At 50.7% G+C, this 11,037-nt stretch carries 8 protein-coding genes; all 8 read left to right on the top strand.

Annotation, left to right across the window (positions count from 1 at the left end):
- Positions 1–541: 541 nt before the first annotated feature.
- The 8 genes from Q4E40_RS03785 (at position 542) to Q4E40_RS03750 (ending at position 11,037) form a co-directional block, all read left to right on the top strand.
- Entirely contained in the window at positions 542–2,551 is a 2,010-nt protein-coding gene (locus Q4E40_RS03785; protein ID WP_303410143.1) for a BatA domain-containing protein, read from the top strand.
- Between the two features lies 1 nt (position 2,552).
- The gene (locus Q4E40_RS03780) at positions 2,553–3,824 is read left to right on the top strand and encodes a dihydroorotase (RefSeq protein WP_303410142.1); all 1,272 of its coding nucleotides are present in this window, start codon (positions 2,553–2,555) and stop codon (positions 3,822–3,824) included.
- Positions 3,825–3,882: 58 nt separating this feature from the next.
- Positions 3,883–4,392 carry a DUF4199 domain-containing protein gene (locus tag Q4E40_RS03775; RefSeq protein WP_303410141.1) on the top strand — a complete coding sequence of 170 codons (510 nt, stop codon included), beginning with the start codon at positions 3,883–3,885 and terminating at the stop codon, positions 4,390–4,392.
- A gap of 28 nt (positions 4,393–4,420) precedes the next feature.
- Positions 4,421–4,960, top strand: a complete 540-nt coding sequence (locus tag Q4E40_RS03770; protein ID WP_303410140.1) for a DUF4199 domain-containing protein — start codon at positions 4,421–4,423, stop codon at positions 4,958–4,960.
- 5 nt (positions 4,961–4,965) lie between these two features.
- Entirely contained in the window at positions 4,966–5,940 is a 975-nt protein-coding gene (locus Q4E40_RS03765; RefSeq protein ID WP_303410139.1) for a glycosyltransferase family 2 protein, read from the top strand.
- Positions 5,940–7,085: a glycosyltransferase gene (locus Q4E40_RS03760; RefSeq protein WP_303410137.1), complete on the top strand. Its 1,146-nt coding sequence runs from the start codon at positions 5,940–5,942 to the stop codon at positions 7,083–7,085. Before Q4E40_RS03765 ends, Q4E40_RS03760 begins: the two co-directional genes overlap by 1 nt.
- Positions 7,086–7,465: 380 nt before the next feature.
- Positions 7,466–8,200, top strand: a complete 735-nt coding sequence (locus Q4E40_RS03755) for a hypothetical protein (protein WP_303410136.1) — start codon at positions 7,466–7,468, stop codon at positions 8,198–8,200.
- A 53-nt stretch (positions 8,201–8,253) separates the two neighbouring features.
- Complete coding sequence (locus Q4E40_RS03750; protein ID WP_303410134.1) at positions 8,254–11,037, top strand: TonB-dependent receptor; 2,784 nt, start codon at positions 8,254–8,256, stop codon at positions 11,035–11,037.

The following is an 11,037-nucleotide window of genomic DNA, read 5'->3' as shown; positions in this document are numbered from 1 at the left end:
GTGGCCGCCAACCCCAACCCCTCAGCCCCTGATTCCCGCAAAGAGTCAGGGGCTGACTCATTTATACTACACGCCAACCAGGAGGAAAAGAACTGGGAGGAAGGAAGGAAGTAATACCCCAGTGAGGTGCAAGGACCAACGAGAGCTGGAAGGTAAACGGAATGAAGACAGCCATAGGCAAACGCCCCGGTAGTAACGAAGGGTAGGGAATATGCGGAAGAGGTATGCTATCAGAGGAGGCCGGTACTATGATAGCTGGTAATCCACGGTCCTAGCCACGGGGACATGATGGTGTGATAAACTGTTCAGGGCCTCGTAGTAGTGTCCCCAGGATGGAACGCTGAAAGACAAACTTACTAGAACAATAGTTACAACTCTTGGATTAGCACTGGCAATATTGTGGATGATTCGGTTTTAGTACCCAATACTGCGAGTATATAGGGTATTGCTCCACTATACACCGTCACAATAAGGGCATCAGCGTATGGGAATGTTCAACCTTTACGTTGTATATTACAGACATCCTCTCTAACTTGTTGACATGGCATTTCTCTATCCCTCTTTTTTATGGGCGCTTGCGGCGATATCGATCCCGATCTTATTACACCTTATACAATTACGTCGGGCTAAGCGCGTAGAGTTCAGTAATGTTAAGTTTATACAGGTTTCCAAAGACCTTACCGCGAGCCAACGAAATTTAAAGGAGTTGCTGATTCTTGCCTCCCGTATCCTGTTCATCACTTTTCTGGTATTGGCTTTTGCACAACCTTTCCTGCCTGCTTCCGAAGCGGTGCGCCCCATCGATTCTTCTCAGGTGACCATTGCGCTCGATAATTCTCTCAGTATGCAAAACCTCCACGCTGATGAGGATCTGACCTTGCTGACGGTAGCTGCCGACCAGGCAAAACGTGTTCTGGATATATTCCCTTCAACCACTGCTATTAGTGTTAACACTAATTCAAATTATAACAGAGCGGCCACTATCGGTACTGCCGATGCTGCAAACACCCTGGATCAGTTATCATATTCCACCAGGCCATTTGTAAGCCAACAGGTGATGAATGCTAATCAAGTTGCTGCGGAGCATGTTTTTCTATTCTCCGATTTTCAGAAATCGTATTTTGAGCCTTCTCTATTAGGTAAAGTTGACAGTAACCGTGTTTACCACCTTGTGCCTCTAAAAGCAGCGGGTACATCTAACGTTTTTGTTGATTCTGTATACCTGGCAGATGAGTTCGTTCGCCCTGATGCGGAAGGTACTTTGTATGTCAGGCTATACAATGCAGGTGACAAGGCTATACCTGGCTGCCCCGTGAAGCTGGTCATCGACAACGTGCAAATAGCAGCTTTAAGCATTGACCTGCCGGCAAAGCAGGTTACTGAAACTGCGATCAACTTTACGCTTAGAGGGCAGGGGAGTAAGCAGGCTTGGGTAGAAGTAGAGGATTATCCGGTTGAATTCGACAACTTATACTATTTTGTGCTTCAGCCTTCCAGCCGTCTTTCCATTACAGAAATCAGTGGAGATGAATCCGGTCCTTTGCAACGTTTGTACCGAAACGAGCCACTATTTCAGACACAGCGCTTTTCACCCAATAATATCGACTATGCACGCCTGAATAGTTCAGACATAATCATACTGCAGGGTATAGAGGAAATACCGTCAGCACTCACCTCAACGCTCGATACGTATGTGAAGTCTGGTGGGACACTAGCCGTTATTCCACCAGCAGCGGAGAGAAGTGCATCCTATGCGGCCCTTATGCAGACGCTCGCTATACCTGCCAATTTAAATGCCGGCAGCAATACGAAGACTTCGCTTGCCATTCCGGCCCGTGATAATCCTTTTTTCAAAACCATTTTCGCGGATTACGATCCCAAAATGCAGATGCCTTCCTCCGTCAGGAAGTTGGTATGGTCCCGTTCTTCTGAAGACATCCTCAAATACAGAGGCGGTGCCCCATACCTGTCACGCTTCGATAGAGGGCAGGGAAAGGTATACCTGATGGCTGCGCCCCTGGATCCTGAGCAGAACGAACTGGTGAATCATGCGCTCTTCGTGCCGGTCATGTACCGGCTGGCGATCAGTAGCTACAAGCAGGAGCAGCAGATTGCCTACCGTCTACAGAACAGGGCGATTACTATACCTGTGAAAAAGCAGGAAGGCGGTGAGAGCATTTATAAGCTTGTAAAGGACAGCACTGTTTTTATACCGGAGCAGCAGATCAGGGGAGGGCGCCTCGTGTTTAACGTGCCGCCGGACCTGGATGAGGCAGGCTATTACCAGTTGCAGCTTCAGGGAGAAACAGTGGGTAGCTTTGCCTTTAATTTTGATAAGCAGGAGTCTTTGCTGGAGCAGTACAGTCCGGAAGAGTTAAGAAGCTTCCTGCCCAAAGGCCAGCAGCACGTGCACGTTTATGACTACAGCGACACCTTTACCGTAAAAGACGAGTTCGAAAAAAGATTTTTTGGCGTCACCCTTTGGAAATATTGCCTAATATTGTGTCTGATTTTCTTGATGGCAGAAATAGCTCTAATCAGATTCCTTTAACATGAAACTTCTTCTCAAAGCAGTCCGCATTTACGATCCTTCATCAGCTTTTCATCTTCAGCGCCAAAACATACTTATCGAGAATGGCTTGATCACCTCAGTTGGAGGAGACGAGCAGCAGGCGGACCAGACCATTGAGCTGGAAGGCATTTGTGTGTCGCCGGGCTGGGTTGATCTGTATGCACAGGTGGGTGAGCCAGGGCTGGAGCACAAAGAAGACATAGAGTCTTTGGCGGCGGCTGCGGCGGCAGGCGGTTTTACGGATGTTCTCTGTATGCCCAACGTGCAGCCTATTGTGCAAACCAAAGGGGCCATCAATTTTATCAAGGCCAAGTCGGCAAGCCTGCCTGTTAATTTGTTACCGGCTGGTGCCGTAACGGTAGATACGCATGGCAAGGAACTGACCGAGATGATCGACTTGCAGCGTGCCGGAGCCGTTGCATTCAGTGATGGCGCAAAACCATTGCAGGGGGCCGAGGTGATCGTAAAGGCACTACAATACCTGCAGCCTTTTGATGGCGTGCTGATGAACCGTCCGGAGCATACGCGCCTGACAGAGTATGGGCAGATGCACGAAGGGATTGTGAGCACCCAACTCGGTATGAAAGGTATACCTGCCCTGGCCGAAGAAGTGATGGTAACACGCGACCTGCAGTTGTTGGAGTATACAGGAGGGCGACTGCACTTCTCGCTTATATCGACAGCGGCTGCCGTGGATACCATACGTGCCGCCAAAGCCAAAGGCCTGCAGGTAAGCTGCGACGTTGCTAGTTACCAGGTTGCGTATACGGACCACACCCTAACGGCATTCGACACGAATTATAAAGTATCGCCCCCCTTCAGAAGCGAAGCCGACAGAGCGGCCATACTGCAAGGACTTGGCGACGGCACCATCGATGCCATCGTGTCCGGGCACCAACCGCAGGACACAGAGAGCAAGAAGCTGGAATTTGACCTGGCTGAGTTCGGTATCATCAACCTCGAGACCGCCTTTGCTGTGGCCAATACCACTATGCGCGATACACTGCCACTTGAGCAATTGATCCAAAAACTGACCGCCACTCCCCGCCAGATCCTGCGCATGCCGGCCTGTGGCATAGCAGAAGGTGAGCCGGCTTGTCTGACACTTTTTCATCCGGACCTAAAATGGACTCCGACGTCTGAAGGCACCCGATCTAAATCGAAGAACTCTCCGTTCCTGGGAGGCGTGCTGACAGGCAAGGTAATTGGCCTTATCAACAAAGGGCAAGTAGTACTTAATCATTCTTTTTAATATATTTATAGCTATATTTCTGTCAGCTACCTGGCTGACCTGAGTAAGCGTGTAACAAATGCTGGATCAAACGATAGTAAGAGTGGGAGTGCGCTATGGCGTGCTGTGCGGATTGGCTTCTTTTGTCATCATACTCGCCTTATACCTGATGGGGTATAACGCGCTGGGAGATACAGGGCGGTGGAGTTACCTCCCTTTGCCTGTTTTTATCTTTATGGGGTTGCGCTACTTCAAGCGTTTTCACGATGCGGAAGTTGGTTTCTGGAAAGGGTTGCGTGTGAGCCTGTCGGTTACCTTTTACACAGCCATGAGCGCTGCCATGCTGCTATACCTGATGCTATACCTGGTAGGACCCGAGATCATACAACAACATGTAGTTGAATTGAGAGCACTGCTCGACCAGAGCCGTGAGGCGCAGATTAAAGTATTAGGCGAGGCAAATTACGAGCAAGCTTACAAGGAGTTGGACAATTTGTCGCCCACTATGCTGGCCGCACATGATTTTTTGAGCAGGATGTTTGTAGGGATGATGTTTTCAGTGGTAGCTGCTGTATTTTTCAGAAAGTAATTCATCTTCACATAAACCCCAAATCCTTATGACTGACACATCTTCTCAACTCGAAACCAAACCTTCAATTTATGCCGTTGCTCTTAAGTACGGCTTGCTGACAGGCTTACTGTATGTAGTATTCGCGACAATCAGCTACCTGACAGAAAGCTACGGCAATTTCTTTGTTGCGCTTCTCGTTTCGGTTGTCATCTCTGTAATCGGTATCGTATTAGCCTTAAAAGAGTTCAGGAAGCAGAACGACGGTCTTATGTCTTATGGACAGGGCCTGGGACTTGGCATCATGGTGTCCATCATTGCAGGTATCATCTCTGGCCTGTTCAGCATGCTCTATATCCAGTTTATCGATCCGGGTATGCCTGAGAAGCTTGTCGATGCAACAATGGAACAGATGGCTGCATTTGGTGTTGATGATTCTATGCTGGATAGCCAGCGAGAAGAGATCATGGCGTCTTTTACACCCCTAAAACAGTTGACCAGCGCTATTACTAACGCGTTTTTTTCTGGGCTTATCCTATCGCTCATAATTGCCGCCGTTATGAAGCACAAGCGTCCGGAGTTTGAATAAAAAGCATGCAATACCCTTATGATATATCAGTGGTGGTTCCTCTTTTAAACGAAGAGGAATCGCTGCCTGAACTGGTCCGCTGGATCAAGCGTGTGATGCACGCACACAGTTTTACGTACGAGATCATCTTGGTAGACGACGGCAGCACGGACCGCTCCTGGGATGTGATCACAGAGCTGAGTGCCGAAGACAACACGGTCAAAGGCATCAGCTTTAACCGCAATTACGGCAAATCTGCCGCTTTGAACGAGGGCTTCAAGCGCTGTAGCGGCGAAGTGGTCATCACCATGGATGCCGACCTGCAGGATAGCCCGGAGAAGATTCCTGGCCTTTATGACATGATCAAGCACCAGCGCTTTGATCTGGTGTCTGGCTGGAAGCAGAAGCGATTTGACCCGATTAGCAAAACCATTCCGACCAAGCTGTTTAATGCGGCAACCCGCAGCCTGTCAGGTATACAGTTGCATGACTTTAACTGCGGGCTCAAAGCCTACCGCCAGCTGCTCGTCAAGAGCATTGAGGTACACGGCGAGATGCACCGCTACATACCTGTTATTGCCAAGTGGCACGGCTTTACGCGCATCGGTGAAAAAGTGGTGCAGCACCAGGAGCGTAAGTACGGCACTACCAAGTTCGGACTTGAGCGCTTTGTATATGGCTTTCTGGACCTGCTCTCCATCACCTTTGTAAGCCGCTTCAAAAAGCGCCCCATGCACTTTTTTGGTACGTTTGGCACGCTTTCCTTTGTGGTCGGTCTGGGCATTACGTTGTGGCTGATCGTCCAAAAAGTATTTTCCCTGTACCCGGAAGGCCGGGTGCGCGATATGGTAGACCAGCCGTTGTTCTATTTGTCGCTGGTGGCGGTTATTCTGGGAGTGCAGCTATTCCTGGCGGGTTTCCTGGCTGAGATGATGTCGATGACCTCCAACAGAAAGAATGAATACCTAATCCGTGATAGGGCGGGCCTGATCAAAAAATAATGGCAGGGAGGCGCGTCGTGATCGTGGGGCCTGCGCACCCTTTGCGGGGTGGGGGTATGTCTACGTTCAACGAGCGCCTGGCAGTGGCCTTTCAGGAGGCCGGCGACGAAGTAGAGATCGTTTCGTTCAGCCTGCAGTATCCTTCCTTTCTTTTCCCCGGCAAAAGTCAGTTTACCAGCGAGCCTGCCCCCCAAGGCATCACCATTAAGTCGCTGATCAACTCCATTAACCCGCTTAGTTGGGTGCGCACGGGCAATTACATCAGGCGCCAAAAACCAGACCTGGTGATTTTCCGCTATTGGCTGCCCTTTATGGGACCAGCCCTGGGCACCATTGCCCGCCTGATCAAACGCAACAGGTATAGCCGCATCCTGGCCATTACCGACAATGTAGTGCCACACGAGAAGCGGCCGGGCGATATTCCTTTCACGAAGTATTTTCTGAGTGCCTGTCACGGTTTCCTGACCATGTCGCGAGCTGTGCAGCAGGATTTGCAGCGCTTCGAGCCGAATAAACCCAACGTATACCTGCCGCATCCTCTCTACGATAATTTTGGCCCTGCCGAAAGCAAAGCCGAAGCCTGTGCCGCTTTGGAGCTGGACCCAGATGTAAAGTATCTGCTGTTCTTTGGCTTTATCCGGGCCTACAAAGGACTTGACCTGCTGTTGGAGGCTATGGCTATACCTGTGTTGCGGGCTATACCTGATCTGAAGCTGCTGATCGCGGGAGAGTTTTACGAAGAAGCGAAACCCTACCTTGACCTGATCGGAAAACACGGGCTGCAGGATAGGCTGGTGCTCCGGACGGATTTTATACCTAATGCGGAGGTCCGGCATTATTTCTGCGCAGCCGACCTGGTGGTGCAACCCTACAAGAACGCTACCCAGAGCGGCGTAACACAGGTCGCCTACCATTTTGACAAGCCAATGGTGGTGACCAATGTGGGCGGACTGTCGGAACTGGTGCCGCACGGAGAAGTGGGGTATGTGTTGGAGCCGAAGCCAGAGGCGATAGCAGACGCCATACTGGATTTCTATACCTCGGCGAACGCAGCGGTATTTGCTCAGAACATCTCACGGTATAAAAAGCGCTTCAGTTGGAGCCGGTTTGTTGGCGCAATATACGATTTGATGGAGAAGGTATAGCGGCAGTGTGTTCGTTCCATTACCTGACAGAGTCGGAGATTAGAAAACTTTTCCCTAGTCCTGGCAAATGAAATAAGTACAAATAGGTTAATAGCCCGCCCTCAAATCAATAATGCTATACTTGGTAACAGCATGGTGTTATAAGCTAATCTAATGGATAAGTGCGGTAGTTTTTTGGAAAACTTGTCACTCTGAGATAAGCTGCCTGGTAGTAAATTCAAGATGAATATATTTTAAGTTCTATTTAAGGGAGATGCTTTAATGTATTTCAGGTAGATAAACTGTAATATTTATCTAAATAATTTATTCACTCGCTTGTCATAACATCAAACATACTTTATATTTAATGTCTGTATTCGCTGTGAAGCTAACCAATCATTATGCGCAAAAGCCCTGCTTACCTAACGCTTGTTCTTTTACTAAACCTACTGCCCTTCACAATTTACGCACAGACTGATACCAGTTTTGTAAGCCACGCCGTTTCGGATGCCCTGAAGCAGTACCGCACAGCCGTGGGGGTGCACGCGCACTTGTACAATGGGCCGGAGTATTACGTGCCTGTCAAGTCCCATGTGGAGGGGCACCAGTTTTATCAGGATAAGATCTACCAGAATGGCAACGTGAAATATGACGGGGCCTGGTTTGAGGAAGTGCCCATGCTGTATGACCTGATGCTGGACGAGCTCGTGATTGTGAACCACGGCAGCGGACAGCCGCAGCGACTGGTCAAAAGCCGCGTGGATGCCTTCCAACTCCACGGGCATACCTTTATCAGGTTGCAGGCAGACAGCACAACCGCACCTTCGATTCAGCCAGGATTTTACGACCTGCTTTACAGCGGCAAGGTGCAGGTGCTCATGAAGCGTGAAAAGACGCTCTTTGAGCGGGCAAGCACAGAAGGTATGGAGGGAGAGTATCGGGATGCCAGTAAGTTCTACCTGGTGAAGGACGGGGTATACCACCCCGTTAGCAACAAGCGCTCCGTGATGCGGGTGCTGCAGGACCAGAAAAAGCCCCTGAATAAATTTGCCAGCGCCAATAAACTCCGCTTCCGAAAAGAGCGGGAAAACGCGATCGTGAAAACGGCGGAGCACTATGATTCGCTCCAACAATAAAGCGGCCTGCTTCCGATCCATCTAAAAATCTGTTTAAGCTCTCTTCTCTTCTTATGACCCAACTTTACAGAATGTTTTTGCTGGTATTGCTGTGCTCTATCACGACGGCGGTACCGGTGCTGGCCCAGCAAAGGAATGAGGCCCCGCTCATAAGCGGTTCTTTCCGCAACCTGACCTTCCAGGATTTCGTGCAGCGGCTGGAGACCCGGCTGCCCTATAAGTTCTACTTCGAACAGGCCGTAGCCGACAGCATTAAAGTGGATGTGGAGGTAGAAGGAGAGCCGCTTAACCTGGTGCTTGCTCAAATCCTGAAAGGGACTGACTATAAATTTGCCATCACGGAACAGCGCCAGGTTTTCATTACACGGCAAAACCCGATCATGACCAGCCTGCCTTCCAACTTCTTCAAGGATGAGGAAGAGGCCAGAAGAAACAGTCAACTGGCCGCGCCCGCCTACCTGCCACAACAACAGGATAACAAGAAGCGGATCCAATCCGAGATCAAGCTGTACGAGATAGGCACGCCGAATGGAAGCAAAACCGGCAGAGCGAACCTGGCAGGAACCTTGCGCGATGCCAACACGGGAGAGCCCATCATTGGAGCCCACATTTACATCGAATCCCCTTCCATCGGCACGGCTTCGGACCAGTATGGCTACTATTCCCTGTCACTTCCGGTAGGTCGGCATGAGCTGAACATCCGCGCGGTTGGACTCAAAAACACGAAGCGCCAGGTAATACTGCACAGCGACGGCAAACTGGACATCGAAGTGGAAGAAGACATTCGTTCCCTGAAAGAGGTGTTGGTGGAAGCCGAGAAGGACCGCAACGTTACGGGGCTGCAGATGGGTATGGAGCGGTTGGACATCCGGACCATCAGGCAGGTGCCAACAGCTTTCGGCGAAACAGATATTTTGAGAGTAGTGCTGACGCTTCCCGGCGTAAAGTCAGTGGGGGAGGGCAGTACGGGAATGAACGTGCGCGGCGGCTCAACGGACCAGAACCTGATCCTGCTCAACGATGCCACGATCTACAATCCCTCGCACTTGTTTGGCTTCTTCTCCGCTTTCAACCCGGATGTGATCAAATCGGTGGAGCTGTACAAGAGTGCCGTGCCTGCACGCTACGGTGGCCGTTTGTCGTCGGTGCTGGAGGTGAGCTCAAGGGAAGGTAACAAAAAGCAGTTCAGCGGAGCGGGGGGTATCGGTCTGCTGACAAGCCGCCTGACGCTGGAGGGACCTATCATCAAAGACAAGACGTCGATTCTCGTAGGAGGGCGCTCTACCTATTCTGACTGGCTACTCAAGAAGATTCCGAACAAGTCTTTCAGCAACAGTGAGGCCTCTTTCTATGACATCAACACGCACATCAGTCACGAAATCAACGAGAAGAACAGCCTATACCTGACCGGTTACCTCAGCAAAGACCGTTTCAAACTCGCTTCTGACACGCTGTACCGCTTCCAGAACCAGAACGCCAGCCTGAAGTGGAAGCACAACTTCCACAACAAACTCTACAGCGTGGTAACGGGTACTTACAGCCACTACGGCTATAATATTTCAAACGAGGAAAATGCCGCCAATGCTGCGAACATGGATTTCGGCATCAGCCAGACAGGGATGCAGGTAGACTTCAATTACTTCCCTGATTCAAAACATACTCTGGATTTTGGTGCCAGCGCCATCCGGTATGAGGTGAACCCGGGCAGTCTGGTGCCAAACCATGCCGAGTCACTGATCAAAGCTGATAAGCTGCAGCAGGAAAAGGCCGTTGAGAGTGCGCTATACCTGTCTGACCGCTATGACATCAGCCAGAAACTTTCAGTTTCGGCGGGCCTGCGCTACTCTTTCTTCACGGCACTCGGCGAGCGGGACGTGTTGCAGTATGCGCCAGGCCTGCCCATGTCCCTGAATACGATCGTTGACACGGTTTCTCATGGCAGCGGCAAGTCCATTGCGACCTACCACGGACCGGAGTTCAGACTTTCGGCCCGCTACGTGGTGTCAGACAACTCTTCTGTGAAAGTAAGCTTCAACAGACTGCGCCAGTACGTGCACATGCTCTCCAACACGGCTACCATGGCCCCCACCGATACCTGGAAGCTGAGCGACAGCAACATCAAGCCGCAAGTAGGCGATCAGGTAGCTGTGGGTTACTACCGCAACCTGCGCGCCAACACCATCGAGTTTTCAGCGGAAGCTTACTACAAGTGGATGCAGGACTTCCTGGACTACCGAAGTGGCGCCAACATCATCATGAACCATCACATTGAAACGGATGTGGCCAATGCCGAAGGCAAGGCTTATGGCGTGGAGCTGATGCTAAAAAAATCGACCGGTAAACTCAATGGCTGGGTAAGCTATACCTATTCCCGCACCATGGTGCGCCTCAACGACCCGACTGTGTCTGAGGTGATCAACAGAGGCGAGTGGTATGCGAGCAATTTCGACAAGCCGCACGACGTGACCATGATCAGCAACTACCGCTTCAGTCAGCGTTTCAGCACCTCCCTTAACTTCACGTACAGCACCGGTCGCCCTATCACGCTGCCGCTGGCCAAATACTACGATGGGGGCTCGCACCGTATCCTGTACTCCGACCGCAACCAGTACCGCATCCCGGATTACTACCGCGTAGACCTGGCTCTGAACATAGAGGGCAATCACAAGATCGCGAAGCTGGCTCACAGTTCCTGGACCGTGGCCGTGTACAACCTGACGGGGCGCAAGAACCCTTACTCCGTTTACTTTAAGTCACAGGGAGGGCAGATCAAAGGTTATAAAATGTCCATCTTCGGACACCCGATCCCTACCATCACCTATAATTTTAAGTTTTAA

This window comes from Pontibacter coccineus, assembly GCF_030546575.1.
Taxonomy (GTDB): Bacteria; Bacteroidota; Bacteroidia; order Cytophagales; family Hymenobacteraceae; genus Pontibacter; species Pontibacter coccineus.
Note: the sequence above shows the minus strand (reverse complement) of the source record. Positions and strands in the feature narration are given on the sequence as shown.

Excerpts from the sequence above, each read along its gene's own strand:
- Q4E40_RS03785 (WP_303410143.1), top strand. The coding sequence starts at position 542 with ATGGCATTTCTCTATCCCTCTTTTTTATGGGCGCTTGCGGCGATATCG.
- Q4E40_RS03780 (WP_303410142.1), top strand. The coding sequence starts at position 2,553 with ATGAAACTTCTTCTCAAAGCAGTCCGCATTTACGATCCTTCATCAGCT.
- Q4E40_RS03775 (WP_303410141.1), top strand. The coding sequence starts at position 3,883 with ATGCTGGATCAAACGATAGTAAGAGTGGGAGTGCGCTATGGCGTGCTG.
- Q4E40_RS03770 (WP_303410140.1), top strand. The coding sequence starts at position 4,421 with ATGACTGACACATCTTCTCAACTCGAAACCAAACCTTCAATTTATGCC.
- Q4E40_RS03765 (WP_303410139.1), top strand. The coding sequence starts at position 4,966 with ATGCAATACCCTTATGATATATCAGTGGTGGTTCCTCTTTTAAACGAA.
- Q4E40_RS03760 (WP_303410137.1), top strand. The coding sequence starts at position 5,940 with ATGGCAGGGAGGCGCGTCGTGATCGTGGGGCCTGCGCACCCTTTGCGG.
- Q4E40_RS03755 (WP_303410136.1), top strand. The coding sequence starts at position 7,466 with ATGCGCAAAAGCCCTGCTTACCTAACGCTTGTTCTTTTACTAAACCTA.
- Q4E40_RS03750 (WP_303410134.1), top strand. The coding sequence starts at position 8,254 with ATGACCCAACTTTACAGAATGTTTTTGCTGGTATTGCTGTGCTCTATC.